This is a genomic window from Streptomyces sp. NPDC048481, assembly GCF_043200075.1.
Taxonomy (GTDB): domain Bacteria; phylum Actinomycetota; class Actinomycetes; order Streptomycetales; family Streptomycetaceae; genus Streptomyces.
In genome coordinates, this window is sequence record NZ_JBICXC010000002.1 from 141,802 (window position 1) to 168,116 (window position 26,315).

The window sequence follows — 26,315 nt, forward strand, 5'->3', positions numbered from 1 at the left end:
CGCCGTCCGTCACGCCGCCACGGGAACCTCCGGCGCCGCGCCGTTCACCGCGGGCGCGAGCGCCAGCTCCAGGACCTGCCGGACGTCGGTCACGGCGTGGACGTCGAGCTTGTCCAGCACCTCCGCGGGGACGTCGTCCAGGTCGGGCTCGTTGCGCTTGGGGATGATCACGGTGGTGACTCCGGCCCGGTGCGCGGCCAGCAGCTTCTGCTTCACCCCGCCGATGGGCAGCACCCGGCCGGTGAGGGAGACCTCGCCGGTCATCGCCACGTCCGTGCGGACGAGCCGGCCGGACAGCAGGGACGCGAGGGCCGTCGTCATGGTGACGCCGGCGCTCGGGCCGTCCTTGGGGACCGCGCCCGCCGGGAAGTGGATGTGCACGCCCCGGTCCTTGAGGTCGCCTACGGGCAGTTCCAGCTCGGCCCCGTGGCTGCGCAGGAAGCTGAGCGCGATCTGCGCCGACTCCTTCATCACGTCGCCGAGCTGACCGGTCAGGGTCAGGCCCGCCGCGCCCGTCTCCGGGTCGGCCAGTGACGCCTCGACGTACAGGACGTCGCCGCCGGCGCCGGTGACCGCGAGGCCGGTGGCGACCCCGGGGACGGCGGTCCGGCGCTCGGCCGGGTCCTGGGCGGACTCGGGCACGTGGTGCGGCCGTCCGATCAGCGCGCGCAGGTCCTCCTCGCCGACGGTGAAGGGCAGGTCCCGCTCGCCCAGCTCGTGCTGGGCCGCGACCTTGCGCAGCAGCCGGGCGAGGGACCGCTCCAGGGTGCGCACGCCGGCCTCGCGGGTGTACTCGCCGGCCAGCTTGCGCAGCGCGCCCTCCTCCAGCGCGACCTCCTCCGGGTCCAGGCCGGCCCGCTCCAGCTGGCGCGGGAGCAGGTGGTCACGGGCGATGACGACCTTCTCGTCCTCGGTGTAGCCGTCGAGGCGGACCAGCTCCATGCGGTCGAGCAGGGCCTCGGGGATGGCTTCGAGCACGTTGGCGGTGGCGAGGAACACCACGTCCGACAGGTCGAGCTCGACCTCCAGGTAGTGGTCGCGGAAGGTGTGGTTCTGCGCCGGGTCGAGCACTTCGAGGAGGGCGGCCGCCGGATCGCCCCGGAAGTCGGAGCCCACCTTGTCGATCTCGTCGAGCAGGACCACCGGGTTCATCGACCCGGCCTCCTTGATCGCCCGGACGATGCGGCCGGGCAGCGCGCCGACGTAGGTGCGGCGGTGGCCGCGGATCTCGGCCTCGTCGCGGACGCCGCCGAGGGCGACGCGGACGAACTTGCGGCCCATGGCGTGGGCGACGGACTCGCCGAGCGAGGTCTTGCCGACGCCGGGCGGGCCGACGAGGGCCAGCACCGCGCCGCCGCGCCGGCCGCCGACGACCCCGAGACCGCGGGCGCTGCGGCGCTTGCGCACGGCCAGGTACTCGGTGATGCGCTCCTTCACGTCGTCCAGGCCCGCGTGCTCGGCGTCGAGGACGCTCCGGGCGCCCTGGATGTCGTAGGCGTCCTCGGTGCGGTCGTTCCACGGCAGTTCGAGGACGGTGTCCAGCCAGGTGCGGATCCAGGAGCCCTCGGGCGACTGGTCGCTGGAGCGCTCCAGCTTGTCGACCTCCTTGAGGGCCGCCTCGCGGACCTTCTCGGGCAGGTCGGCGGCCTCGACGCGGGCGCGGTAGTCGTCGGACTCCTCGGCCGGGTCCTTGCCGTCGCCGTTGAGGTCGCGCAGTTCCTTGCGGACGGCTTCGAGCTGGCGGCGCAGCAGGAACTCGCGCTGCTGCTTGTCGACGCCTTCCTGGACGTCCTTGGCGATGGTCTCGGCGACGTCCTGTTCGGCGAGGTGGTCGCGCAGCTGCTGGGTGGCGAGCTTCAGGCGGGCCACCGGGTCGGCCGTCTCCAGGAGCTCCACCTTCTGGTCGGTGGTCAGGAACGGCGAGTAACCGGAGTTGTCGGCGAGCGCGGAGACGTCGTCGATGGCCTGGACGCGGTCGACGATCTGCCAGGCGCCGCGCTTGCGCAGCCAGGCGGTGGCGAGCGCCTTGTACTCCTTGACGAGTTCGGCGACATGGCCGGGCAGGGGATCGGGGACGCTCTGGTCGACCGTCGTCCCCTCCACCCACAGCGCGGCGCCGGGGCCGGTGGTGCCGGCGCCGATCTTCACGCGGCCGCGGCCGCGGATGAGCGCGCCCGGGTCGCCGTCGGCCAGCCGGCCGACCTGTTCGACGGTGCCGAGCACGCCGGTGCTCGCGTACGTGCCGTCGACGCGTGGCACCAACAGGACGCGCGGCTTGCCCGGTTCCGATCGGGCGGCGGCCTGTGCGGCCTCGACCGCGGCGCGCACGTCGGTGTCGTTGAGGTCCAGCGGAACCACCATGCCGGGGAGCACGACCTCGTCATCGAGAGGCAGCACGGGCAGGGTGAGCGGAGCGGACGTCGATGCCATGATCTCCCCTTCGGCAGTCAAGTTGAGCTATGCCGACTCAATGCACATGAGCCTGCGAATGTTCCCCACGTTCCCGGGCGTTCGCTGTGGGCGATCAAGACTGTCGCGGCGGCCCGCCCGGGACATACGGTCTCGGGTAATGGGCACACAGCCATTCTGCCACTTACACAGTCGCCGTCAGGGGGTCGTCGTGGATCGTTTCGTCCGGGCTTGGGTGGACGGGTGGGTCGTCTCGCGCGGGGCGGCGCCACCCGCGGCCGAACCCTGGGGCTGGACCGTCGACGTGGGAGCGGGCGCCGGGCACGTCACCCGCCACGTGTTCGGCGACACCGGCGAGGCGCTGAAGGAGGCGACGGTCCGCGAGGTCGCGGGCACGGTGACCGGGGCCGGCGTCTGGCTGAAGGCGTTCGCCGATCCGGCCGTGGCCGGACCGTGGCTCGGCCCCGGCTGGTGGATCGACCCCGAGCCCGGCTTCCTGATGACGGCCCCGCTCCCCGACGCCCCGCCCGGCGCCGCCCCGGAGGGCTACCGGACCCGCACCTGGTCGCGCGGCGGTGTCACACGCACGATGGTCGCCGCCCCGGACGGCTCCCTGGCAGCGCGCGGGCAGATCGCCGCGACCGGCGCCACGGCGGTCGTCGACCAGGTGGAGACCGCCCCCGGGCACCGCCGGCGCGGTCTGGGCGCCCTCGTGATGCGGACCCTGCACCGCGCGGCGGCCGAGCAGGGCGCCCGGACCGGCGTCCTGGGCGCGACCCTGCAGGGGCGGGCACTGTACGAGTCCCTGGGGTGGCGCGTCGAGTCCTCGCTGACCAGCGCGAAGTTCACGGGCGCCGCACAAGGGTGACGCCCGGCGGCCGTGGGGGCGCATCCCGGGGGGCCGCACGACGGGACACGCCCCCCGCGCCCCCTGCCCGTACCCCGCCCACTTCCGGCATTCGCCCCGTACCGTCCCGCGAGCCGACCACAATGCGCGTATGACCGATGACTGGAAGCGACGCCTGGACGCCCTTCACGCGGAGCTGGTCCGCCGGGACGACCCGGTCGCCTGGGTGATGGAGGCGGACGCCGTGGAGGCGTCCCGGCGTTATCCGCACATCGCGCTGCGCGGTCCCGTCTTCGGCGTCGCCCGGCTGGACCCGCAGACCCCGCAGACGCCGAAGCCGTGCTGGCGGCTGCTGAAGCCGGTGGCCGACGGGATGCCCCAGCAGGCCAGGGACGGGCTCAACTCGCACCTGTGGTTCCTTGCCAAGGACGGCACGGGCGATCCGGCCGCCCGGCGCGACCTGCTGGCGGCCGTCGCCGTGCTGGAACGGGCCCCGGCCGACGAGGTGGAGGCGCTGGGGGTGCGCTACCGGGTGGTGCGCGGCGACGAGTTCGCCCGCACCGGCGACGACGGCCTGGAGCCGCCCCGGCCCACCGACCCGGAGGCCCTGGACCCGTCGTGGGAGGAGCCGTGCGCCGTCCCGTCCCCGGACGTGGACTTCGCACTCGACCCCGACCGGGACGAGGGGCCGATGGCGGGCGCGCTGTGCCTCGGGCTGCGCGACTTCGTCTACAGGGGAGGCCGGTTCCCCGCCGACGTGCGCGCCGACTCCGCGCGGGCGGCCCGCACGCACCCGGACGTGGTCCGGCTGCCGGTCGGCTTCTCGGTGGCCGAACGGGACGAGTCGGGCTGGACCCCGTGCGGCTCCCTCGCGGCCACGCCCCACGAGGCACGCCGTTCGCTGTACGAGGGGATGGCCCGCGTGTGGGCCATGCTGTACCGCTTCGACGAGCGTAAGAAGGCGCTGTACGCACGGGCCGCGGAGGCGTTCCGCAGCGCCGGCCGGGCCGACGAGGCGAGCGTGGAGGGCCGGGTGTTCCGGATCTGCCGCGTGGAGCGGATGGTCCGTCTGGGCCCGGACGGCCCCGAACCGCCCCGCCCGTCGGACCTCGACGAGTACGGCCCCATGAAACTCCACCCGACCCTGCACGAGAACGGCACCGTCCAGTACGACGACTGACCGCGGCGCGGCGCGGGGCGGGTGACGCCGCCCCGTGCGGTCACGGGGCCCGCCGGGTACGGCGACCGCCCGTCGTCGTCCCCCGGCGTGGCGTAGCGTCCCCGGGCATGACGGACGCGTCGATCACGCCGACCCTGCTCGCGGCCTACGACGACGAGTTGCGGGGCGCCCCGCCCACCGCTGTCCTGCACGCCCCCGACGGACCACTGACCCGCTTCGCCGGCCCGGTGCGGGCCCTGCTGACCGCGCCCCGCGAGCTTGGGCTGAGCGGCAGCGAGCTGGACGAGCTGATCGCCCGCCAGCAGGACTTCTTCGGCGCGCGCGGCGAGGCGGTGGAATGGCGGCTTCGCGGCCACGACCTCCCGGCCGGCCTGCCCGACCGGCTCCGCGCGGCCGGCTTCGCGCCGGGCCGCCCGGAGACGGTCCTGGCCGCGGTCGTCGCGGACACCGCCGCACCCGGGGCCGGGCCGTCGCTGCCGCCGGGCGTGACGCTGCGCCGGCTGACCGCCGAGGCCGACCTGCGGGCCGTCGCGGCGCTGCAGTCCGCCGTCTGGGGGCTGGATCTGAGCCGCCTCGGCGACGACCTGATCGCGCGGCTCGCCTCCGCCCCGCACGACACCGTCGTCCTGGCGGCGGAGTCGGACGGCGCGATGATCTCGGCCGCCTGGCTGTCGGTGCGCCCAGGCACCCGGTTCGCGACGCTGCTGGGTGGCGCGACCCTCGCCGGATGGCGGGGCCGAGGCCTGTACCGGGCGTCCGTCGCCGCGCGCCTCTCCCACGCGGCCGAACGCGGCGTCCCGTACGTCCACGTGGACGCCTCGGCCGACAGCGCGCCCTTGCTGCGCGCAATGGGCTTCCGCGCCCTGACCACGTTGACGCCGTACCTGTGGACGCCCTGAACGGCGATCGCGCGGCGGCGTAAGGGGCGGTGAAGGGGCGGGGTCAGGGACCGGCCGGTGCGACGGGTGCGGCGGGGGTCGGGCGGGCGAGGTCCCAGCGGCGCACCCAGGGCCGGAGGGCGACGCCCGTCGCCAGCGCGAGCAGGTGCCCCCAGCCGGTCATGGGGTCGGTGAAGGCGAGCAGGTCCTGGAGCAGCATCGCGCCGAAGGCGGCGAGCAGGGGCAGCCCCAGCCATGGCCGCAGCAGGCCCGCGAGCGCGCCCACGCAGGCGGCGACGCCGAAGCTGATGCCGTAGTCGAGGCGGTGCAGCGAGCTGTCGGGCAGCCGCCCGGCCAGGACGGCCAGCCCGACCGGCACCTCGGTCGCGAGGGTGGCCAGGATGTGCCCCAGCAGGAAGACGACGGCCGTGCGGGCGCCGCCGACGCGCCGTTCCAGCGCGGTCAGGACGACCAGGAAGGCGAGCGTGAAGGGCGACGCGAAGCCGCCCGCCACCCACAGCGCGCTCGCGGCGAGCACCGTCGCCGGCGACTGCGCCAGATGCGCCACGTCGGTGCTGGAGCCCTGGAGCAGGACGTGCACGAGAGCGGGGTCGAGATGCTCCGCGAGATACGAGGTGACGGCGAGGACGGCCGCGTAGCCCAGGGTGAAGGGCACCGGGACCGGGATCCGGCGGCCGGAGCGGGGCCCGAGGCGGGGGCCGGGGCTCGTCCTGGGGGCCGGCGTGGCGCACGGCGGGGTGCGCTGGGCGGGGATGCCGTCCAGGAACCCGGAGCCGTCGGACGGCCCGGCGTCCGGCGGGGGCGGGCTCGTGGGGGAGGCCGTGCGTTCCACTGAGTGGCGCTCCTTCCGTTTCCCCCACCTTTCGCGGCCCGGCCACCCGCTGTCTGTGACCGACGCCACGTGCACGCCGATTCACAGGAACCTCTGAGATTTCTCCCGTCCGCCTCCCAAGCGTCTCCCGTCCTTCCGTCTTCCTTCCGCCGTCCCGCTCCCCCGCCTCTCCTGTCCTTCCCTCACCCCCCGTACGGCGGCCTGAGGTTCGCGCGTGGCACGTCGTCCCCGGCGCACGGAATTCCCCCGACAACCGGCCGGGGAACTGCCAGGATGGGCCGATGGCCATCCCGTACGACATCCCCGACGCGCCGGAGGTCCTGGACCGCCGCGAGGGCCCCTACGGCGAGGTGGTGCTGCGCCGGCACGGGGAGTTGCTCCAGATCATCGCCAACGGCTGCTTTCTGATGGACACTTCGGACGGCCGCTCGGAGCGGCTGCTCGTCGACGCGGCCCGCGACGCGCTGGACGACCGCCCCGCCCCCGCCCTGCTGATCGGCGGACTGGGCGTCGGCTTCTCCCTCGCGCACGCCGCCGCCGACCCCCGCTGGGGCGCCGTCACGGTCGTGGAGCGCGAGCGCGCCGTCATCGACTGGCACCGGGACGGCCCGTTGGCCGCCGTCTCCGGTCCGGCCCTGGCCGACCCGCGGACGAAGGTCGTCGAAGCGGATCTGCTCGACTTCGTCAATGAGACATGCGACACGTTCGACGCGGTCTGCCTGGACATCGACAACGGGCCCGGCTGGACCGTCACCGAGGGCAACGACAGCCTCTACTCGGCGTCCGGACTCGCGGGCTGCGCGCGGGTGTTGAGACCGGGCGGGGCACTGGCGGTGTGGTCGGCCCGGCCCTCTCCGGAATTCGAGGGAACCTTGGGGAATGCCGGGTTCCAGCGGGTGCGTACCGAAGAGATCCCGGTTGCCCGAGGCGTGCCGGACGTGGTGCATCTCGCCGTCCGACCTGGATAGCAAAGCCGCGGTGACTCCCCGTACGCTGCATCCCTGACGCCGATCATTTACGCGTCAACCGCAGTCATGCGCAATCAAGGGACCACCCCACTGGTTCCGGAAAGCACACTCAGGGGCGGGCGATGGAGCAGACACACACCGCACACAACACCGCGGCGACGGCGACTCCGGGCGCGCAGCGGCGCGTCCTGGTCGTCGAGGACGACCCGACGATCGTCGACGCCATCGCCGCCCGCCTGCGCGCCGAGGGATTCCTCGTGCAAACGGCGGGCGACGGTCCGGCGGCCGTCGACACGGCAGAGGCCTGGCAGCCCGACCTGCTGATCCTCGACATCATGCTGCCCGGCTTCGACGGCCTGGAGGTCTGCCGTCGCGTGCAGGCCGCCCGCCCGGTGCCGGTCATGATGCTCACCGCGCGCGACGACGAGACCGACATGCTGGTCGGGCTCGGCGTGGGCGCCGACGACTACATGACCAAGCCCTTCTCGATGCGGGAGCTGGCGGCACGCGTGCACGTGCTGCTGCGCCGGGTGGAGCGGGCCGCGATCGCGGCGACGACGCCGCGCAGCGGGATCCTGCGGCTCGGCGAGCTGGAGATCGACCACGCGCAGCGCCGGGTGCGGGTGCGCTCGGAGGACGTGCACCTCACGCCCACCGAGTTCGACCTGCTGGTCTGCCTGGCGAACACCCCGCGCGCGGTGCTTTCGCGCGAGCAGCTGCTGGCCGAGGTGTGGGACTGGGCGGACGCCTCCGGCACCCGTACGGTCGACAGCCACATCAAGGCGCTGCGGCGGAAGATCGGCGCCGAGCGGATCCGCACGGTGCACGGCGTCGGCTACGCCCTGGAGACCCCGACGCCATGAGCCGCGGGCCGGACGGACCGAGAAGCCCCGCCCCCGGAGCCGGTGCGCCCTGGGGCGGCGTGCGCCCGTTCTCGATCAAGACCAAGCTGGGTGCGCTGGTCGTCATCTCGGTGCTGATCACCACCGGTCTGTCGATGATCGCGGTGCACACCAAGACGGAGCTGCGCTTCATCACGGTCTTCTCGATGATCGCCACCCTGCTGATCACGCAGTTCGTGGCGCATTCGCTCACCGCGCCCCTGGGTGAGATGAACACGGTGGCCCGGTCCATCTCGCACGGCGACTACACCCGCCGGGTGAGCGAGAACCGCCGTGACGAGCTGGGCGACCTCGCGCAGACGATCAACGTCATGGCGGACGAGCTGGAGGCGCAGGACCGGCACCGCAAGGAGCTGGTGGCCAACGTCTCGCACGAGCTGCGCACCCCCATCGCGGGTCTGCGCGCCGTCCTGGAGAACGTCGTCGACGGCATCGCCGAGGCGGACACCGAGACGATGCGCACGGCCCTGAAGCAGACCGAGCGGCTCGGACGGCTCGTGGAGACGCTCCTGGACCTGTCCCGGCTCGACAACGGCGTGGTGCCGCTGCGCAAGCGGCGCTTCGAGGTGTGGCCGTACCTGTCGGGCGTGCTGAAGGAGGCCAACATGGTCGCCTCGGCCCGCGCCACGATGGGCTCGGGAGGCAGCCACACCCGTACGGACGTCCATCTGCACCTGGACGTCACCCCTCCGGAGCTGACCGCGCACGCGGACCCGGAGCGCATCCACCAGGTCGTCGCCAACCTGATCGACAACGCGGTCAAGCACAGCCCGCCGCACGGACGGGTGACGGTGAAGGCCCGGCGCGGGGCCCTGCCGGAGTCGCTGGAGCTGGAGGTCCTGGACGAGGGGCCCGGCATTCCGCGCTCGGAGTGGCACCGCGTGTTCGAGCGGTTCAACCGGGGGGCCGTCCGCCGGCCGCACGGGCCGGGCAGCGACGGCGGGACGGGGCTGGGACTGGCGATCGCCCGCTGGGCGGTCGATCTCCACGGAGGCCGGATCGGAGTGGCCGAATCCGAGCGGGGCTGCCGGATTCTTATCACTCTTCCGGGAGAGTCGTCCGTTCAAAGTTGACGTAAAGTTCGCACCGGAACCTCAAGATCCACGTGTGTCCGGGAAGCCGGACACGTGGCATCCGGCGGGACACCGGCGCAGGTCGGCCGGGGTGCGCGCGTTCGGCGTGCGACGCCCGGCCCCACGCGTACCCGGTGACGCACAACCGCGCTTGTTTCCCGCCATTTTCACCCCCGAAACACGCTCCGCGATGTGACTTACACGACGATGGACGGGCCCGGCCTGACCTTCCCCCTCCAGGGGGCGTAGCCTTTATTCCCGCTGTCCATCACCTTGTGAAGCGGAAGAGGGCGGTTGCCGCCGTGTCGCCACAGTCCCCCAGTAACTCCAGCATCTCGACCGACGCAGACCAAGCGGGCAAGAACCCCGCTGCCGCGTTCGGGCCGAACGAGTGGCTCGTCGACGAGATCTATCAGCAGTACCTCCAGGACCCGAATTCGGTAGACCGCGCCTGGTGGGACTTCTTCGCCGACTACAAGCCAGGAGCGGCCGCTCCCTCGGCTCCGGCGGGTACTGCGGCCGCGGGGGCCGCAGCGACCACCACCGCGCCCGCGGCTCCCGCCGCCCCGGCCGCTCCCGCCCCCCCGGCGCCCGCCGCCGCGGCCCCCGCCGCCCCGGCTCCCGCGCCGGCCGCCGCGAAGCCCGCGGCCGCCGCTCCGGCTCCGGCGAAGGCGGCTCCCGCCTCCCGGCCGGCCGCCGCCGCGAAGCCCGCGCCCGCCGCCGCGGCGCCCGCCTCCCCCGAGGGCCCCGAGTTCGTGACGCTGCGCGGTCCGTCCGCCGCGGTCGCCAAGAACATGAACGCCTCGCTGGAGCTGCCCACGGCCACGTCCGTGCGCGCGGTCCCGGTGAAGCTGCTGTTCGACAACCGCATCGTCATCAACAACCACCTCAAGCGCGCCCGGGGCGGGAAGATCTCCTTCACGCACCTGATCGGCTTCGCGATGGTGCAGGCCATCAAGGCCATGCCGTCGATGAACTGGCACTACGCGGAGAAGGACGGGAAGCCCACCCTCGTCAAGCCGCCGCACGTCAACTTCGGCCTGGCCATCGACCTGGTGAAGCCCAACGGCGACCGCCAGCTCGTCGTCGCCGGCATCAAGAAGGCCGAGACGCTGAACTTCTTCGAGTTCTGGCAGGCCTACGAGGACATCGTCCGCCGCGCCCGCGACGGCAAGCTGACGATGGACGACTTCACCGGTGTCACGGTCTCCCTGACCAACCCCGGCGGCCTCGGCACCGTGCACTCCGTGCCGCGCCTGATGCCCGGCCAGTCGGTCATCATGGGCGTCGGCTCCATGGACTACCCGGCGGAGTTCCAGGGCACCAGCCAGGACACCCTGAACAAGCTCGGCATCTCGAAGGTCATGACGCTCACGTCGACCTACGACCACCGGGTCATCCAGGGCGCGGCCTCCGGCGAGTTCCTGCGGATCGTCGCGAACCTCCTCCTCGGCGAGAACGGCTTCTTCGACGAGATCTTCGAGGCGCTGCGCATCCCCTACGAGCCGGTCCGCTGGCTCAAGGACATCGACGCCAGCCACGACGACGACGTCACCAAGGCCGCCCGCGTCTTCGAGCTGATCCACTCCTACCGGGTCCGCGGCCACGTCATGGCCGACACCGACCCGCTGGAGTACCGCCAGCGCAAGCACCCCGACCTCGACATCACCGAGCACGGGCTCACCCTGTGGGACCTGGAGCGCGAGTTCGCCGTCGGCGGCTTCTCCGGCAAGTCCCTGATGAAGCTGCGCGACATCCTCGGCGTGCTGCGCGACTCGTACTGCCGCACGACCGGCGTCGAGTTCATGCACATCCAGGACCCCAAGCAGCGCCGCTGGATCCAGGACCGCATCGAGCGCCCGCACACCAAGCCGGAGCGCGAGGAGCAGCTGCGCATCCTGCGCCGGCTGAACGCGGCGGAGGCCTTCGAGACGTTCCTGCAGACGAAGTACGTCGGCCAGAAGCGCTTCTCGCTGGAGGGCGGCGAGTCCGTCATCCCGCTGCTCGACGCGGTGCTGGACTCGGCCGCCGAGTCCCGCCTGGACGAGGTCGTCATCGGCATGGCCCACCGCGGCCGCCTCAACGTCCTCGCCAACATCGTCGGCAAGTCGTACGCGCAGATCTTCCGCGAGTTCGAGGGCAACCTCGACCCGAAGTCGATGCACGGCTCCGGCGACGTCAAGTACCACCTGGGCGCCGAGGGGACCTTCACGGGCCTGGACGGCGAGCAGATCAAGGTGTCGCTGGCCGCGAACCCCTCCCACCTGGAGACGGTCGACCCGGTCATCGAGGGCATCGCCCGCGCCAAGCAGGACATCATCAACAAGGGCGGCTCGGACTTCACGGTCCTGCCGGTCGCCCTGCACGGCGACGCGGCCTTCGCGGGCCAGGGCGTGGTGGCCGAGACCCTGAACATGTCGCAGCTGCGCGGCTACCGCACCGGCGGCACGGTCCACATCGTCATCAACAACCAGGTCGGCTTCACGGCCGCCCCGGAGTCCTCGCGCTCGTCGATGTACGCCACCGACGTGGCCCGCATGATCGAGGCCCCGATCTTCCACGTGAACGGCGACGACCCGGAGGCCGTGGTGCGCGTCGCGCGTCTGGCGTTCGAGTTCCGCCAGGCGTTCAACAAGGACGTGGTGATCGACCTCATCTGCTACCGCCGCCGCGGTCACAACGAGTCGGACAACCCGGCCTTCACCCAGCCGCTGATGTACGACCTGATCGACAAGAAGCGCTCGGTGCGCAAGCTGTACACCGAGTCCCTCATCGGTCGCGGCGACATCACCCTGGAAGAGGCCGAGCAGGCGCTCCAGGACTACCAGGGCCAGCTGGAGAAGGTCTTCACGGAGGTCCGCGAGGCCGTCACCGCCCAGCCGAGCGCCGGCCCGGTGTCGGACCCGCAGGCCGAGTTCCCGGTCGCCGTGAACACCGCGATCTCCACGGAGGTCGTCAAGCGCATCGCCGAGTCCCAGGTCAACATCCCCGACTACTTCCACGTGCACCCGCGTCTGCTGCCCCAGCTGCAGCGCCGCGCCACGATGGTGGAGGACGGGACGATCGACTGGGGCATGGGCGAGACGCTCGCGGTGGGCTCCCTGCTCCTGGAGGGCACCCCGGTCCGGCTGTCCGGCCAGGACTCGCAGCGCGGCACCTTCGGCCAGCGGCACGCGGTCCTCATCGACCGCGAGACCGGCGAGGAGCACACCCCGCTCCAGTACCTCGCCGACGAGCAGGCGCGCTACAACGTCTACAACTCGCTGCTGTCCGAGTACGCGGTCATGGGCTTCGAGTACGGCTACTCGCTGGCCCGCCCGGACGCGCTCGTGATGTGGGAGGCGCAGTTCGGCGACTTCGTCAACGGCGCGCAGACGGTCGTCGACGAGTACATCTCGGCCGCCGAGCAGAAGTGGGGCCAGACGTCCGGCGTCACCCTGCTGCTGCCGCACGGCTACGAGGGCCAGGGCCCGGACCACTCCTCGGCCCGCGTCGAGCGCTTCCTCCAGTTGTGCGCGCAGAACAACATGACGGTCGCGATGCCCACGCTGCCGTCGAACTACTTCCACCTCCTGCGGTGGCAGGTGCACAACCCGCACCACAAGCCGCTGGTGGTCTTCACGCCGAAGTCGATGCTGCGCCTGAAGGCCGCCGCGTCGAAGGCGGAGGAGTTCACCTCGGGCCAGTTCCGCCCGGTCATCGGCGACGCCTCGGTGGACCCGAACGCGGTCAAGAAGGTCGTCTTCTGCGCGGGCAAGGTCTACTACGACCTGGACGCCGAGCGTCAGAAGCGCGGGGTCACGGACACGGCGATCATCCGGCTGGAGCGGCTGTACCCGCTGCCCGGCGCGGAGGTCCAGGCCGAGGTCAACAAGTACCCCAACGCCGAGAAGTACCTGTGGGCCCAGGAGGAGCCGGCCAACCAGGGCGCCTGGCCGTTCATCGCCCTGAACCTGATCGACCACCTGGACCTCGCGGTCGGCGCGGACGTGCCGCACGGCGAGCGCCTGCGCCGCATCTCGCGCCCGCACGGCTCGTCCCCGGCGGTCGGCTCGGCCAAGCGTCACCAGGCGGAGCAGGAGCAGCTGGTGCGTGAGGTGTTCGAGGCGTAGTCCCGGCCACGCCACGGCGAAGGGTCCGTGCCCCGGAGAGGCTTCCGGGGCACGGACCCTTCCGCGTGCGGGGCCGCCGCCGGACGGCCCGGGGTTCGGCGTCCTCGCCGCTCACGGCACTCCCCCGCTTCCGCGTCCCCCCGCGCGCCTATCCTTTTCCTGTCCCCTCCGCACCGGAGAGCGGCCCTTTCCTCCCTCACAGGACCGAGGGGCCCTCCCCCGAGAGGGGAACCCTGTCCCTGCGACCCACCCACGGAGCACGATCCATGTACTTCACCGATCGCGGAATCGAGGAACTCGAGAAGCGGCGCGGCGAGGAGGAGGTCACCTTCGAGTGGCTCGCCGAGCAGCTGCGGACGTTCGTCGACCTGAATCCGGACTTCGAGGTACCGGTGGAGCGCCTGGCGACGTGGCTGGCGCGGCTGGACGACGACGAGGACGACGAGTAGGCGACGCGCGGACCGACGGACAGCCGGACACCATCCGGCCGGCGACGGGGGCCGTCCAGCGCGGCCGGGCACGGAGGGGCGTCGAAAGACGCCCCTCTTCGCGTTCCGGGAGTCGCCCATGGGGCGGGAGTCGCTCGCCGGATCGGGCGGCTTGACTTTCGGACTCCGCGATATATCGTGTTTTCCGGGAGACGCGATATGGCGTGTCGTGTCACCATCGTGGAGGAGGTCCGCACCATGTCCGAGTGGTCCGTCGCCGAGCCGAGGAAACTCTCCTTCGACGAGCCCGTGCGCGAGCTGCACGTGCGCATCGTCGACGGCACCGTGAACGTGGTGGGCACCGACGAGAGAACGGCCCGCCTGGAGGTGTCCCGCATCGAGGGGCCGCCCCTGGTGGTGAGCCATCGTGACGGGAACCTGACGGTGGCCTACGAGGATCTGCCCTGGAAGGGCTTCCTCAAGTGGCTCGACCGCAAGGGCTGGCGGCGCAGCGCCGTCGTCTCGCTCGCCGTGCCGGCCGGCACCCGCGTGGAGGTGGGCGTGGTGAGCGCCGGCGCGGTGCTCTCGGGCATCGACGGCCCGGCCGACGTGAAGGGCGTCAACGGCGACACGACTCTGGTGCGGCTCGCGGGGCCGGTGCGCGCGGACACCGTCTCGGGAAACGTGGACGCCCAGGCCCTCACCGGCGACCTGCGCTTCAACTCCGTCTCCGGCGACCTGACCGTGGTCGAGGCGGGCTCCTCCGTGAAGGCCGACTCCGTCAGCGGTTCGATGATCGTCGACCTGGACCCGACCGGCCGGCCCGCCGGAATCAACCTGACCAGCGTCTCGGGCGAGATCGCCATCAGGCTGCCCCATCCGGCCGACGCCCGGGTGGAGGCGAACACCGCGAGCGGCTCGGTCTCCAACGCCTTCGAGGATCTACGGGTCAGCGGGCAGTGGGGCGCCAAGCGCATCACCGGCCGGCTGGGCGCGGGCAACGGCAGCCTGAAGGCCACCACGGTCTCCGGCTCGATCGCCCTGCTGCGCAGGCCCGCGGCGGACGAGCCGCACACCGACGCGCGGGGCGAAGAGCGGTCCGGCCCACGCCCCGGCCCACGCGACGACGCCGATCGCGGACCCGGCGGCGAGAACGCCTCCGGCGCCCCGGCCGACGGCACGACCGACAAGAAGGTGCTCTGAGATGCCTCCCGTCTTCGCCCATGGCCGCCTGCGCCTCTACCTGCTGAAACTCCTGGACGAAGCGCCGCGCCACGGCTACGAGGTGATCCGCCTCCTGGAGGAGCGCTTCCAGGGGCTGTACGCGCCGTCGGCCGGCACCGTGTACCCGCGGCTGGCCAAGCTGGAGGCCGAGGGCCTGGTCACCCACACCACCGAGGGCGGCCGCAAGGTGTACGCCATCACCGACGCGGGCCGGGCCGAACTGGCCGACCGCAGCGGCGAGCTGGCGGACCTGGAGCTGGAGATCCGCGAGTCGGTCGCCGAGCTGGCCGCGGAGATCAGGGCCGACGTGCGCGGCGCGGCGGGCGATCTGCGGCGCGAGATGCGGGCGGCGGCGTCCCAGGCCCGCAAGGGCACAGGCACGGGCGCGGGTGCGGCGGACCGCGGCGAGCCCGGGGGCCCCGGCGAATTCGGGGAGTTCGGCGAGTTCGGGGACCGGGAGGCGTGGCGGGCCGCCAAGGAGGAGATGCGTCGCGTCAAGCAGGAGTGGAAGGAGCAGGCCCGCCGGGCCAAGGACGAGAGCCGCCGGGCCCGCGAGGAGGCCCAGCGGGCCCGCCGCCAGGCCAAGGAGGCGCAGGACCGGGCGCGTTCCCAGGCCCAGGAAGAGGTCCAGCGCATAGCGCGCCGGGTGCAGGAACAGGTCCAGGACCACTTCACCAGGGGCGACTGGCCGACGGGCGTCCGCGAGGGCCTGACGGAACTCGCCAAGGAGTTCGGCGAGTTCGGCAAGGATTTCGGGCGCGAGTACGGCAGGGACTTCGGCTTCGGCCGCCCCGGCTCCACGGGCCCGGCGTCGTCCGCACAGACCCCTCCGGCCCCGTCCTCTTCACCCGAGTCCCCTTCGTCGCAGGCTTCGTCGCCGGGCCCTTCGTTCACGAAGGCGGCCGGATCCACGGAGACCTCGGCGGACGCCGCTGCGGAGTACGTCCGCACCCCGGAGGACTTCCCCGCCGAGTACGAGCCGGCCTGGGCCCACGAGGACCTCGGCGGCGAGCCCGCCCGTGACCTGGACCGCCTCCTCGACCGCTTCCGCGACGACATCCGCGACGCGGCCCGCGACCACGGCGTCACCGCCGGACAGCTCCGCGAGGCCCGCCGTCATCTGTCGACGGCGGCGGCCCACATCGGCGTGGTGCTCCGCAACCCCAACCCCTGAGCGGGAGCCCGCCTCGACGGGCCCCCGGCCCCTGCCCTCCGCCCCCGGCCGGCCTCTCAGCCGGCCACGGCGGTGACGCCTCCCTCGCCCTCGCCCCCGTGCCGACCCCCGTCGCCGTACAGCACGCGGGTGAGGGCGGTGTAGGTGACGCCGTGGTCGGCGAGGACCTCCGAGGGGACGCCGCGGCGGGCGGTGAGGGCGAGCAGCAGATGCTCGGCGCCGATCTGCCGCTCGCGCCGGGCGAGGGCGATGCGCAGCGTGTCCGTGAGCAGCTCCCTGGCGCCGCGGTCGAAAGGCCGCCCGCCGAAGAGGCGCGCGCCCGGACCCGGCCGGCCCTCGGCCGCCAGCGCGCCCTCCCCGTGCGCCTCCTCCACCCGCGAGACGATCTCGCCGACGTCGATGCCCAGCCCCGACAGGGCGTCGGCGTCGGCCCGGGAGAGACCTCCCCGGCGGCGCACCTCGCCCAGGTCCCGTACGACGTCCCCGCGTCCGCCCGGCGGCAGCCCGAGCGAGGTCAGCGCGAACGAGCCGCGGCCCGTCTCCCCGTCGAGGAGGGCCAGCAGCACATGCGTCTCCTCCACCCGCTGCGCACCCGCCCGTTCGGCGTGCGCCGCCGCCGACCGCACCACGGCGCGCGCGTCCTTCGTGAATCGCTCGAACATCATTGCCTCCCGTACTTCTTGTGCACGGCCTGCCTGGTGACCCCGAGTTCCGCGGCGATCTCCTGCCACGACCAGCCCTGGTTGCGTGCGCTGCGCACCTGCACCGCCTCCAGCTGCTCCAGCAGCCGGCGCAGTGCCGCGACGGCGCGCAGCCCCACCCGTGGATCGCGGTCACCGGCCCGCTCGGCGAGATCCGTTGCTTCGGTCATGACGTCAACCTACGTTGACAACAGGCTCCCGTCAACCATGGTTGACATGACGGGTGCGAAAAGGGCGGGTCCGGAACCCCGGACCCGCCCCGCGACCGCGCACGCCGGACCACCGGCGGGACGTCAGCCGTTGGTGAGCACGATCTTGCCGAACTGCTCGCCGGCCGCGAGCCGCTCGAAGCCCTCGCGGGCCCGGTCGAGCGGGAGCACCTCGTCGATGACGGGCCGGACGCCGGTGAGGGCGCAGAAAGAGAGCAGGTCCTCCAGCTCGCCCCTGGAGCCCATGGTGGAGCCGACGATCTTCAGCTCCAGGAAGAAGACCCGGGTCAGCTCGGCGTGCGAAGGGGCGTCGCCGCTGGTCGCGCCGGAGATGACGAGCGTGCCGCCGGGCCGCAGCGACTTCACCGAGTGCGACCAGGTGGCCGCGCCGACGGTCTCGATGACGGCGTCCACCCGCTGCGGCAGCCGGGCGCCGGGCTCCACGGCCTCGACCGCGCCCAGCTCCAGCGCCCGCTTGCGCTTGGCCTCGTCCCTGCTGGTGGCGAAGACCCGCAGCCCGGCCGCCTTGCCCAGCACGATGGCCGCCGTGGCGACCCCGCCGCCGGCGCCCTGGACGAGAACGGAGTCGCCGGGGCGCACGCCCGCGTTGGTGAACAGCATGCGGTACGCCGTCAGCCAGGCCGTGGGCAGACAGGCGGCCTCCGCGAAGGAGAGCTCCTTCGGCTTGGGCAGGACGTTCCAGGTGGGCACGGCGACCTGCTCGGCGAAGGTGCCCTGGTACCGCTCGGTGAGGATGGAGCGCGGCTCGTCGGGCCCGACGCCGTGCCCGGTCTGCCCGATCACGGAGTGCAGGACGACCTCGTTGCCGTCCGCGTCGACACCGGCGGCGTCGCAGCCGAGGATCATCGGCAGCCGGCCCTCCGGAAGACCGACGCCCTTGAGCGACCAGAGATCGTGGTGGTTGAGGGAAGCGGCCCGGACGTCGACGACGCTCCAGCCGGGACGGGCCTCGGGGGCCGGGCGCTCCCCCAACTCCAGGCCGGAAAGCGGCTGGTCGCGGTCGATTCGGGCGGCGTAGGCGGCGAACATGATCCCGACCCTAGGGTCCGGCGCCGTCGAACGAAACCGGACGGGACTGTGAGACACACCCTCTTGCGCTCGGCTCGTTCGGCGGTCGTCGCGACCGGGCGCCGGGCGCCGTCACCCGAACGGGCCGGTCGGCGGGCAAAGGAATGGTCCCGCCCTCGCGGACGGGACCATTCGGGGTGTGCGTCAGCGGCGGGCGACGCCCTCCGCACGGGCGGCCGCGGCGACCGCCGCCGTCACGGCGGGGGCGACCCGCTCGTCGAACGGCGACGGGATCACGTAGTCAGCCGCGAGATCGTCGCCGACGACGCCCGCCAGCGCCTCGGCGGCGGCGAGCTTCATGCCCTCGGTGATCCGGGACGCCCGCACCTGCAACGCGCCGGCGAAGATCCCGGGGAACGCCAGCACGTTGTTGATCTGGTTCGGGAAGTCCGACCGCCCGGTCGCGACGACCGCCGCGTACTTGTGGGCGACCTCCGGGTGCACCTCCGGGGTCGGGTTGGCCATGGCGAAGACGAACGCGCCCTTCGCCATCGAGGCCACCGCCTCCTCGGACACGGTGCCGCCCGAGACGCCGATGAAGACGTCGGCGCCCGCGAGCGCGCTCTCCAGCGAGCCGGTCAGCCCCGCCTTGTTCGTGAAGGAGGCCAGCTCGCGCTTGACGTCGGTCAGGTCCTGCCGCTCCGCCGAGACGACGCCCTTGCGGTCCGCGACCGCGACGTCCCCGATGCCGGCCTCGACCAGCATCCTGGCGATGGCGACACCGGCCGCGCCGGCGCCCGAGATGACCGCCCGCAGCTCGCCGATGCCGCGTCCGCTCAGCCGGGCCGCGTTGCGCAGCGCCGCCAGCGTGACGATGGCGGTGCCGTGCTGGTCGTCGTGGAAGACCGGGATGTCGAGGGCGTCCTGGAGGCGGCGCTCGATCTCGAAGCACCGCGGCGCCGAGATGTCCTCCAGGTTCACTCCGCCGAACGAGGGCGCCAGACGCACCACCGTCTCGATGATCTCCTCCACGTCCGTGCAGGCGAGCGCGATCGGAACCGCGTCCACGCCGCCGAACTGCTTGAAGAGGATGGCCTTGCCCTCCATCACGGGGAGGGACGCCTCGGGGCCGATGTCCCCGAGTCCGAGCACCGCCGTGCCGTCGGTCACGACGGCGACGACGGACGACTTCCAGGTGTAGTCGTTCACCAGGTCCGGCTGTTCCGCGATCGCGGTGCACACGCGCGCGACGCCGGGGGTGTAAGCGAGGGACAGGTCGTCCTTGTCGCGGACCGGGACGGTGGCCTGCACGGCCATCTTTCCGCCTCGGTGCAGCGCGAACACCGGGTCGAACGAGTCGAGGGGCTCCGCACCGCCCTCCCGGCCCGTCTGGTCGGCGTTCTCGCTGCGAGGATTGACGATCTCCGCTGCCACTGTGTCGTACCCCTTAGGTCTGCATGGTTTGAGGGTGGCCACTCCTGATTGAGAAGTGGGCGGGCATCGCACAGGGCCCTGAGGTGATGCGAACGGGCGCCTGGCGTCGGGCGCGCCGCACACGCGCCCTGAGCCCCGGATGAGGGGTGTAAAAAACCTTCTTACCGGACGGAGACCACAGCCGACGAGTCCATTCGGTGCAAGGTCACATCACCGGAGCTGTGGACCTTCGACAGAGATCACCTTGAGTGACACGGCTCATGCGCGAGGACCCGCCCGGAACCCGGAAAACCCTTGACAAGCCTTTGACATCCCTTACCGGTCCTTGGCGACGCTTGACACGGCCTTGACGTGGGACGGGGCGACAACGGGACAGAGGTCGGGTGATCACATCATGGGAGGAACCGAAGATCTTTCGGCCGGAACGGGAGATTCCCGCAGATGGTCCGGCTCCGTCCGGTCGTGATGTACCGGACTGATGCGGTTCGGGGGTCGCCCGTTATCCGATTTTGACATGGCTGGCCCCCTGAATGGCGTCGTCCGAATGGCAAGATGCCGTAATCACACGAGGTCGCGACACCCGAAGGTCTGTGTTCTCGTCGACCCATCGGCATTTGTCGAGCCATCGGCATCTCCATCCATCCGCCGGAGGAACCCACCATGACCGCACGCACCACCCGTCACACGACCGCCGCGCGCACCCGCCTGGCAGCGGTCGGATCTCTCGCGGTCGCGGGCGCCTTGCTGCTCTCCGCCTGCGGCGACCAGACCAACAGCGGCGGCAGCTCCTCCGAGGCGTCGAGCAGCTCCGGCAAGGCCCCCCTCTTCTCCAAGCTCCCGGCCGACATCCAGAAGGCGGGCGTCATCAAGGTCGGCACCAACGCCGAATACGCCCCGATGGAGTCCGTCGAGGGCGGCAAGATCGTGGGCGTCGACCCCGACATCGCCGCCGCGCTCGGCAAGCAGCTCGGCGTCGAGTTCCAGTTCACCTCGGGCGGCTTCGACACCCTGATCACGGCCGTGAACACCGGCCGCTACAACGTGGCCATGTCGTCGATCACGGACAACAAGCAGCGCCAGGAAGGCCTGGACGACAAGGGCAAGAAGCTCGGCGAGGGCGTCGACTTCGTGGACTACTTCACCGCCGGCACGGCCGTCTACGTGAAGAAGGGCAACCCCAAGGGCATCAAGACCCTGGACGACCTCTGCGGCCAGACCGTCGCCGTGCAGCGGGGCACCACCTACGAAGAGGCCCTCCAGACGCAGTCGAAGAAGTGCACCGACGGCGGCAAGAAGGCCCTCAAGATCGAGTCGTTCGAGAACGACACCGAGGCCCAGACCCGCGTGAAGTCCGGCGGCGCCGTGGCCGGCGTCAACGACTACCCGGTCGCCGTGGACATGGCCCGCAAGGCCGGCGGCGGCGCCACCTTCGAGGTGCTCGACAAGCAGTACGAGGCCGCTCCGTTCGGCATCGTCGTCGACAAGAAGAACACCCAGCTGCGCGACGCCCTCAAGGAGGCCGTCGACGCGATCATCAAGGACGGCTCGTACCAGAAGGTGCTGGAGAAGTGGGGCGCCGAGAGCGGCGCGATCAAGTCCGCCACGGTCAACGGCGGCAAGTGATCCACCCGCACCTCCTGAAGTCTTCGAAGGGCAGTCCCCATGACTGACAAGTTCGACAAGTCCCCCGCGGGTGCACCACCCGAGGACAACCCGCCGGTGTCCAAGACGTCGGCGTTCGCCGGCCCGCCGGAGGCCATCAAGGCCATCCCGGTGCGCCACTACGGCCGCTGGGTCAGCGCCGTCATCGTCCTCGCGCTCCTGGCACTGCTGGTCAACGCCTTCGCGAACGGCGACATCCAGTGGAACACCGTCGGCGACCAGCTGTTCGACTCGACGGTCATCGCGGGCGCCGGGCGCACGCTGCTGATCAGCGTGCTGTCCATGGTGCTGGGCGTCGTCCTGGGCGTCCTGCTGGCCGTGATGCGGCTGTCGAAGAACCCGGTGACCAGCACGGTCGCCTGGGTCTACATCTGGTTCTTCCGCGGCACGCCGGTCTACGTGCAGCTGCTGATGTGGTTCAACCTGGCGCTGATCTTCCCCGTCCTGAACCTCGGTCCGATCTACAAGGACGAGATGACGGACGTCATGACGCCGTTCATGTGCGCCCTGCTCGGCCTCGGCCTGAACGAGGCCGCGTACATGGCCGAGATCTGCCGGGCCGGCCTGCTGGCCGTGGACGAGGGGCAGACCGAGGCCGCCCACGCGCTGGGCATGAGCCACGGCAGGACGCTGCGCCGGATCGTCATCCCGCAGGCCATGCGGGTGATCGTGCCGCCGACCGGCAACGAGTTCATCAACATGCTGAAGACCTCGTCGCTGGTGTACGTGGTGACGTACAACGAGCTCCTGCGCTCGACCTCGGTGATCGGCTCCTCGTCGTTCGCCGTGATGGAGCTGCTGTTCGTCGCCTCCATCTGGTACCTGGTCATGACCAGCGTCTTCAGCGTCTTCCAGTACTACCTGGAGCGCTACTACGCACGCGGTTCGAGCCGCAGCCTCCCGCCCACCGTCTTCCAGAAGATCAAGGCGAACCTGCTCTCGATCGGCCGCGAAAGGAGTGCGGCATGACCGCGATGGTGAAGGCCGAGGGCGTCCACAAGTCCTTCGGCGCGGTCGAGGTCCTCAAGGGCATCGACCTGGAGGTCAAGAACGGCGAGGTGTTCTGCCTCATCGGCCCGTCCGGCTCCGGCAAGTCGACCTTCCTCAGGTGCATCAACCACCTGGAGAAGATCAACGCCGGCCGGCTGTACGTCGACGGGGACCTGGTGGGCTACCGCCAGAAGGGCGACAAGCTGTACGAGCTGAAGGACAGCGAGGTCGCGCTCAAGCGCCGGGACATCGGCATGGTCTTCCAGCGGTTCAACCTGTTCCCGCACATGACGGCGCTCGACAACATCGTCGAGGCCCCGGTGCAGGTCAAGGGCGCCAGCAAGGCCCAGGCCCGGGAGCGGGCGCGTGAGCTCCTGGACCGCGTCGGCCTCGCCGACAAGGCCGGCAACTACCCCTCGCAGCTGTCCGGCGGCCAGCAGCAGCGCGTCGCCATCGCGCGGGCGCTCGCCATGGACCCCAAGCTGATGCTGTTCGACGAGCCGACCTCGGCCCTCGACCCGGAGCTGGTCGGCGACGTCCTCGACGTCATGCGCGACCTCGCCGAGTCCGGCATGACGATGGTCGTCGTCACCCACGAGATGGGCTTCGCCCGCGAGGTCGGCGACAGCCTGGTCTTCATGGACGGCGGCGTGGTCGTCGAGTCCGGCAACCCGCGCGAGGTGCTGACCAACCCGCAGCACGAGCGGACGCAGGCGTTCCTGTCGAAGGTGCTCTAGCGGCACCGGCGCACACGCGAGGAGGGGCGGTACGGAGAATTCCGTACCGCCCCTCCTCGTTTCCCCGCCGGACGACCGGAGCGGCCCGCGCGCGTCCGTCGTCACCTTCCCGCCCCGATCGGCGTAATACCCTGGAGCCACCAACGGCCGTTACTCCTCCCGCACCCCGACCACAGAGCGCCCCCGTAAGGACTACACGTGGAACTGGCCTATTACTCGGACTATGCCGTGCGGCTCGTCAACAGCGAGGAGCCGACCCGGGGCAAGGACGCCCTGACGTCCGTCGAGGCCGTCCGGGGCCTCTTCGGCGGCAACCAGTCGGCCGCCCGCCGGGCCACCGAGGCGGACGTCACCCGGTTCCGCTCGGTCCGCGGCCGGCTGCGGGCGGTCTTCGAGGCGGCCGACGGCGGCGACGAGACCCTCGCGGTGGACCTGCTGAACTCCCTGCTGCTGGAGTTCCCGGTCAGCCCGCAGATCTCCGGCCACGACTTCCGCGACGACGACGGCCGCCCGCTGTGGCACATGCACCTCGCCGACCACCCGTCCAACGCGACGGCGGGCTACGCGGCCATCGCCGCCATGGGCCTGGCCTTCCACCTCACCGAGTACGGCGTCGACCGGCTGGGCCTGTGCGAGGCGAGCCCCTGCCGCAACGCCTACCTCGACACCTCCACCAACCGCTCCCGGCGCTACTGCTCCGACCGGTGCGCCACCCGCGCCAACGTCGCCGCCTACCGCGCCCGCAAGCGCCTGGAGGCCGACCGCGACCGCGCCGCCGACAGCGGCCTGGCCGCCGACAGCGCCCAGCGCACCACCGCCAGCGGCGAGCGCTGACCCGGCGCGAGCGGACGCCAGCGCAGCCGCGCCCGGCCGAGGATCAGCTCGTCGGGCACCGTGCCGTAGTCCGTGCTGTCGCCGCCGGCGAAGGCGTTGTCCCCGAGGACCCACCACCCGCCCTCCCGGCGCTCGGCGGCCCGCTTGACGACCAGCAGGTCCTGCTGGAAGGGGTGCCGCAGCACGATCACGTCACCTGGCCGCACCCGGGCGCCGTAGTGCACCAGCAGCCGGTCCCCGTGCCGGAGCGTGGGCACCATGGACGGACCGGTCACCTCGGCCAGCCCGAACGGCGCGGCGGCCCTGCCCCGCTCGCCCTCCTGCGACAGTTCCGGCATCCCCGGCACCTCCCCGGTCCGATCCTCCACCAGTCCCAGTCTGACCCCGGACTTTTGTCCTAAGCCCCAGGGGGCACCCGCCAAAAGCCCTCCCCCAGGGAGTAATGTCCCACCTGAGAAGACGATCACGAGGAAGGAACGCTCCATGCTTTCCCGCCTGTTTGCCCCCACGGTCAAGGTCAGCGCACACTGCGACCTGCCCTGCGGCGTGTACGACCCGGCCCAGGCCCGCATCGAGGCGGAGTCGGTGAAGGCCGTGCAGGAGAAGATGGCCGCCAACGACGACCCGCACTTCCAGGCGCGCGCCACCGTCATCAAGGAGCAGCGTGCCGAGCTGGCGAAGCACCACGTCTCCGTGCTGTGGAGCGACTACTTCAAGCCTCCGCACTTCGAGAAGTACCCCCAGCTGCACCAGCTCGTCAACGACGCCCTGAAGGCTCTGTCGGCCGCCAAGGCCTCGACGGACCCGAAGACGGGCGAGAAGGCCCTGGAGCTGATCGGCCAGATCAGCGACATCTTCTGGGAGACCAAGAAGGCCTGACCCGCAGGTACCCGTCCAGGACCTGCGGTCGGTGCACCATCGCGGGTCGCGGGGAACGCGCGTCGCGCCTTGCGCGAAGGGGCCCGGTCGGCATCCGACCGGGCCCCTTCGCCATGCCGTGGGCGGCGCCGCTCAGACGGCGTCCTCGTCGCCCTCGCCCACCTCCAGCAGCCCGGCCGCAGCGCCGACTATGCGCGGGTCGGGGGTGCCGACGACCTCCTCGTCCTTGTCGTCGTAGTCGAACCGGGCGAGCACGCTGCGCATGGCCTCGACCCGCGCCCGTTTCTTGTCGTTGCTCTTGACCACCGTCCAGGGCGCGTACGCGGTGTCCGTCTCGCGGAACATGGCGACCTTGGCGGCGGTGTAGTCGTCCCAGCGCTCCAGCGAGGCGAGGTCCATCGGGCTGAGCTTCCACTGCCGTACGGGGTCGATCCGGCGGATCGTGAAACGGGTGCGCTGCTCGCTCTGCGACACCGAGAACCAGAACTTCACCAGGTCGACGCCGTCGTCCACGAGCATCCGCTCGAACATCGGGGCCTGACGGGCGAAGCGCTGGTACTCGTCGTCCGTGCAGAAGCCCATGACGCGTTCGACGCCGGCCCTGTTGTACCAGGACCGGTCGAAGAGCACGATCTCGCCCGCCGTCGGCAGCTGTTCGACGTACCGCTGGAAGTACCACTGCCCGCGCTCGCGCTCGGTGGGCTTCTCCAGGGCCACGACCCTCGCGCCTCGCGGGTTGAGGTGCTCGGTGAACCGCTTGATGGTGCCGCCCTTGCCGGCCGCGTCCCGGCCCTCGAAGAGGATGACGAGGCGGCGTCCCGTCTCCTTGATCCAGCTCTGGAGCTTCAGCAGCTCGATCTGCTGGAGCCGCTTGTGGCAGTCGTACTCCTTGCGCTCCATGCGCTCGGCGTACGGGTAGTTCTCCCGCCACGTGTCGACCGGGCTTCCGTCCGCCCTGATCAGCACGGGGTCGTCCTGGTCGGTGTAGTCGACCCGCAGGTCGGCGTCGTCGGACAGCAGGGGCCGTGTGGTCATGGCGTCCGCCTCCCGGTCTCGGATGTCCGCTCGCGTGTCGGTCATGTCTCGGCGTCCGTCGTCTCAGGCGTCCGTCATGTCGCGGACGCCGGGCCTGTCTTGGGTGTCGGGGCGCTTCTCGGGTGTGGGCGTCGGGGCCGTCCCGGACGTCAGGGCTGTCCTGGGCGTCGGGCGGGGGACCGCGGGAGGACCGGGGCCGCCGCCGCGAGCAGGGTGCCCCGTCCTGCGATCACCATGCGCCCCGCGCCACGCCCGCGCACCTCTGCCCACCGACTTCCCGGACCTGCGCCGAGGATGCCCGCCGCGGGCCCGGCGGACGAGGACCGTGCGATCCTGGCGTGATGAATCGGGAGGACCTGGTGAGGCTGCGGCAGGCGCGGGACCGGATGGACCGCGAGTACGCCGAGCCGCTGGACGTCGCCGCGCTCGCCGCCACGGCGCTCATGTCCCCCGGCCACTTCCAGCGCAGCTTCCGCGAGGCCTACGGCGAGACGCCCTACGCCTATCTGATGACCCGCCGCGTCGAGCGCGCCAAGGTCCTGCTGCGGCGCGGCGACCTGAGCGTGACGGAGGTCTGCATGGCGGTCGGCTGCACCTCGCTCGGCTCGTTCAGCTCCCGGTTCACCGAGCTGGTCGGCGAGACCCCGAGCGCGTACCGGGCCCGCTCGCACGACGAGAGCGCGGTGATCACGCCCTGCGTGGCCAGGACCTTCACCCGCCCCCGGCGGAGCCGCCCCGCCTAGGCTGGGGGCATGGC

24 protein-coding genes are annotated in these 26,315 nt (G+C 71.8%); 16 read left to right on the forward strand and 8 right to left on the reverse strand.

Annotated elements, in window-relative coordinates:
• Nucleotides 1-9 precede the first annotated feature (9 nt).
• A complete protein-coding gene (gene lon, locus ACGFSH_RS06910) occupies nt 10-2,430 on the reverse strand; it encodes an endopeptidase La (protein WP_393345733.1) in 2,421 nt (806 codons plus the stop codon).
• A gap of 190 nt (nt 2,431-2,620) precedes the next feature.
• Here lon and ACGFSH_RS06915 point away from each other — a divergent pair, with 190 nt between their 5' ends.
• The 3 genes from ACGFSH_RS06915 to ACGFSH_RS06925 all read left to right on the forward strand — a co-directional run bounded on the left by ACGFSH_RS06915 (nt 2,621) and on the right by ACGFSH_RS06925 (nt 5,335).
• Nucleotides 2,621-3,277, forward strand: a complete 657-nt coding sequence (locus ACGFSH_RS06915) for a GNAT family N-acetyltransferase (RefSeq protein WP_393345735.1) — start codon at nt 2,621-2,623, stop codon at nt 3,275-3,277.
• Nucleotides 3,278-3,407: 130 nt separating this feature from the next.
• Nucleotides 3,408-4,436 (forward strand): DUF5954 family protein, encoded by a 1,029-nt coding sequence (locus ACGFSH_RS06920; protein WP_393345737.1) that lies wholly within the window; start codon nt 3,408-3,410, stop codon nt 4,434-4,436.
• A 107-nt stretch (nt 4,437-4,543) separates the two neighbouring features.
• On the forward strand, nt 4,544-5,335 hold the full coding sequence (locus ACGFSH_RS06925) for a GNAT family N-acetyltransferase (protein WP_393345739.1): 792 nt from the start codon (nt 4,544-4,546) through the stop codon (nt 5,333-5,335).
• A gap of 43 nt (nt 5,336-5,378) precedes the next feature.
• Here ACGFSH_RS06925 and ACGFSH_RS06930 read toward each other — a convergent pair whose 3' ends face one another.
• The gene (locus tag ACGFSH_RS06930) at nt 5,379-6,167 is read right to left on the reverse strand and encodes a rhomboid-like protein (RefSeq protein ID WP_393345741.1); all 789 of its coding nucleotides are present in this window, start codon (nt 6,165-6,167) and stop codon (nt 5,379-5,381) included.
• A 281-nt stretch (nt 6,168-6,448) separates the two neighbouring features.
• Here ACGFSH_RS06930 and ACGFSH_RS06935 point away from each other — a divergent pair, with 281 nt between their 5' ends.
• From ACGFSH_RS06935 to ACGFSH_RS06965, 7 genes are all read left to right on the forward strand, one after another.
• The gene (locus ACGFSH_RS06935; RefSeq protein WP_393345743.1) at nt 6,449-7,135 is read left to right on the forward strand and encodes a spermidine synthase; all 687 of its coding nucleotides are present in this window, start codon (nt 6,449-6,451) and stop codon (nt 7,133-7,135) included.
• A gap of 122 nt (nt 7,136-7,257) precedes the next feature.
• Complete coding sequence (locus ACGFSH_RS06940; protein WP_109002674.1) at nt 7,258-7,998, forward strand: response regulator transcription factor; 741 nt, start codon at nt 7,258-7,260, stop codon at nt 7,996-7,998.
• A complete protein-coding gene (locus ACGFSH_RS06945; protein WP_393345745.1) occupies nt 7,995-9,110 on the forward strand; it encodes a sensor histidine kinase in 1,116 nt (371 codons plus the stop codon). The genes ACGFSH_RS06940 and ACGFSH_RS06945 overlap by 4 nt, the downstream gene beginning before the upstream one ends.
• A gap of 302 nt (nt 9,111-9,412) precedes the next feature.
• Nucleotides 9,413-13,222 carry a multifunctional oxoglutarate decarboxylase/oxoglutarate dehydrogenase thiamine pyrophosphate-binding subunit/dihydrolipoyllysine-residue succinyltransferase subunit gene (locus ACGFSH_RS06950; protein WP_393345747.1) on the forward strand — a complete coding sequence of 1,270 codons (3,810 nt, stop codon included), beginning with the start codon at nt 9,413-9,415 and terminating at the stop codon, nt 13,220-13,222.
• Between the two features lie 266 nt (nt 13,223-13,488).
• Nucleotides 13,489-13,671 (forward strand): DUF6104 family protein, encoded by a 183-nt coding sequence (locus ACGFSH_RS06955; RefSeq protein WP_019058231.1) that lies wholly within the window; start codon nt 13,489-13,491, stop codon nt 13,669-13,671.
• 237 nt (nt 13,672-13,908) lie between these two features.
• Entirely contained in the window at nt 13,909-14,853 is a 945-nt protein-coding gene (locus tag ACGFSH_RS06960; RefSeq protein WP_393346927.1) for a DUF4097 domain-containing protein, read from the forward strand.
• A gap of 1 nt (nt 14,854) precedes the next feature.
• Nucleotides 14,855-16,048: a helix-turn-helix transcriptional regulator gene (locus ACGFSH_RS06965; RefSeq protein WP_393345749.1), complete on the forward strand. Its 1,194-nt coding sequence runs from the start codon at nt 14,855-14,857 to the stop codon at nt 16,046-16,048.
• Nucleotides 16,049-16,104: 56 nt separating this feature from the next.
• On the opposite strand, the gene ACGFSH_RS06970 is transcribed toward ACGFSH_RS06965, so the two are convergent.
• From ACGFSH_RS06970 to ACGFSH_RS06985, 4 genes are all read right to left on the reverse strand, one after another.
• A complete protein-coding gene (locus tag ACGFSH_RS06970; protein WP_393345751.1) occupies nt 16,105-16,710 on the reverse strand; it encodes a Clp protease N-terminal domain-containing protein in 606 nt (201 codons plus the stop codon).
• Nucleotides 16,710-16,919, reverse strand: a complete 210-nt coding sequence (locus tag ACGFSH_RS06975) for an HTH domain-containing protein (RefSeq protein WP_329413495.1) — start codon at nt 16,917-16,919, stop codon at nt 16,710-16,712. Before ACGFSH_RS06975 ends, ACGFSH_RS06970 begins: the two co-directional genes overlap by 1 nt.
• 123 nt (nt 16,920-17,042) lie before the next feature.
• Nucleotides 17,043-18,008, reverse strand: a complete 966-nt coding sequence (locus tag ACGFSH_RS06980) for a zinc-binding dehydrogenase (RefSeq protein ID WP_393345753.1) — start codon at nt 18,006-18,008, stop codon at nt 17,043-17,045.
• Nucleotides 18,009-18,191: 183 nt separating this feature from the next.
• Nucleotides 18,192-19,421 (reverse strand): NADP-dependent malic enzyme, encoded by a 1,230-nt coding sequence (locus ACGFSH_RS06985; protein WP_393345755.1) that lies wholly within the window; start codon nt 19,419-19,421, stop codon nt 18,192-18,194.
• A gap of 660 nt (nt 19,422-20,081) precedes the next feature.
• Here ACGFSH_RS06985 and ACGFSH_RS06990 point away from each other — a divergent pair.
• From ACGFSH_RS06990 to ACGFSH_RS07005, 4 genes are all read left to right on the forward strand, one after another.
• The gene (locus ACGFSH_RS06990) at nt 20,082-21,044 is read left to right on the forward strand and encodes an ABC transporter substrate-binding protein (RefSeq protein ID WP_393345757.1); all 963 of its coding nucleotides are present in this window, start codon (nt 20,082-20,084) and stop codon (nt 21,042-21,044) included.
• 39 nt (nt 21,045-21,083) lie between these two features.
• Nucleotides 21,084-22,052: an amino acid ABC transporter permease gene (locus ACGFSH_RS06995; RefSeq protein WP_393345759.1), complete on the forward strand. Its 969-nt coding sequence runs from the start codon at nt 21,084-21,086 to the stop codon at nt 22,050-22,052.
• A complete protein-coding gene (locus ACGFSH_RS07000) occupies nt 22,049-22,810 on the forward strand; it encodes an amino acid ABC transporter ATP-binding protein (RefSeq protein WP_329413488.1) in 762 nt (253 codons plus the stop codon). The genes ACGFSH_RS06995 and ACGFSH_RS07000 overlap by 4 nt, the downstream gene beginning before the upstream one ends.
• 198 nt (nt 22,811-23,008) lie before the next feature.
• Nucleotides 23,009-23,644: a CGNR zinc finger domain-containing protein gene (locus tag ACGFSH_RS07005; protein WP_393345761.1), complete on the forward strand. Its 636-nt coding sequence runs from the start codon at nt 23,009-23,011 to the stop codon at nt 23,642-23,644.
• On the opposite strand, the gene sodX is transcribed toward ACGFSH_RS07005, so the two are convergent.
• Complete coding sequence (gene sodX, locus ACGFSH_RS07010; protein WP_329413484.1) at nt 23,542-23,982, reverse strand: nickel-type superoxide dismutase maturation protease; 441 nt, start codon at nt 23,980-23,982, stop codon at nt 23,542-23,544. The two genes, ACGFSH_RS07005 and sodX, sit on opposite strands and share 103 nt — an antisense overlap.
• A gap of 145 nt (nt 23,983-24,127) precedes the next feature.
• Here sodX and sodN point away from each other — a divergent pair, with 145 nt between their 5' ends.
• Complete coding sequence (sodN, locus tag ACGFSH_RS07015; protein ID WP_329413483.1) at nt 24,128-24,523, forward strand: superoxide dismutase, Ni; 396 nt, start codon at nt 24,128-24,130, stop codon at nt 24,521-24,523.
• A 132-nt stretch (nt 24,524-24,655) separates the two neighbouring features.
• Here sodN and ppk2 read toward each other — a convergent pair whose 3' ends face one another.
• A complete protein-coding gene (gene ppk2 / locus ACGFSH_RS07020) occupies nt 24,656-25,558 on the reverse strand; it encodes a polyphosphate kinase 2 (protein ID WP_393346929.1) in 903 nt (300 codons plus the stop codon).
• Nucleotides 25,559-25,899: 341 nt separating this feature from the next.
• Between ppk2 and ACGFSH_RS07025 the strand changes: the two genes are divergently transcribed.
• Nucleotides 25,900-26,301 (forward strand): helix-turn-helix transcriptional regulator, encoded by a 402-nt coding sequence (locus ACGFSH_RS07025; protein WP_329413482.1) that lies wholly within the window; start codon nt 25,900-25,902, stop codon nt 26,299-26,301.
• The last annotated feature ends 14 nt before the right edge of the window (nt 26,302-26,315 follow it).